The following is an 814-nucleotide window of genomic DNA, read 5'->3' as shown; positions in this document are numbered from 1 at the left end:
CAGTCATTTATCATGCATAGAAACGCCAAGCAATCACAGCCAAACAAAAACAGCCATGCTGATGATTCTAAGCAAGCTTCAGGGAGTGAGCAGAACTCCAATTTTGTCATTCCTGACCTTTGTCGAATCAATGCCGTTCTGTTTCTGCTGATCCTAACCCAGTTTCTAGCGCTGGTTTTATGTCTGGTCTTGAGTTCAAACGAGTTAATCAGTTGGGATAAACTAGGCCTGCTATCTATTTACTGCCACTCACTCACGCTCAGCTTTGCAGCGGTAATCTGTACAACCCGAAAATTTCTATTTGGCAAAAGCCCGAAATTTATCAGCATTTACTTCTTATCTAGCAATGCCATCATCACGCTGTTTTTCAGTTGGCTAGGCATCAACTTCCTGCTGCCGGGCGTCATTACAAAACCGGAACTATTTCTATCAAAGAGTTTACTCATCAGCTCGATGCTCGCGAGCATCTTACTGCGTTATTTCTTCCTGCAACACCAATGGCGAGAACAGCGCCAAGCAGAACTTCGAGCGCGCATCCAAGCACTGCAGGCTAGAATTCGTCCTCACTTTCTGTTTAATAGCATGAACAGCATCGCCAGCCTGATCGCAATCGATCCACAAAAAGCCGAAGATGCAGTCATAGATCTATCAACCATTTTCAGGGCTACATTAAACAACCAAACTTCTCTGATTCCGGTTCGTGAAGAAATTGAGCTATGCCGACGATACTTGAATATTGAAGCCCTTAGATTAGGAAACAGGCTAAAGATTGAATGGAAGCTCAACAACGCCAAGAAAAAGGTATTGATCCCCC

Annotated in this window: 1 protein-coding gene; it reads left to right on the top strand. The window is 44.1% G+C overall.

From position 1 onward, the window contains the following. Nucleotides 1–12: 12 nt before the first annotated feature. The coding region (locus A3756_RS19235; RefSeq protein WP_068554332.1) for a sensor histidine kinase at nt 13–814 on the top strand (802 nt) is incomplete at its 3' end.

The sequence above is a fragment of the Oleiphilus sp. HI0086 genome (assembly GCF_001635225.1).
This window is presented reverse-complemented; position numbering and strand designations above follow the sequence as displayed.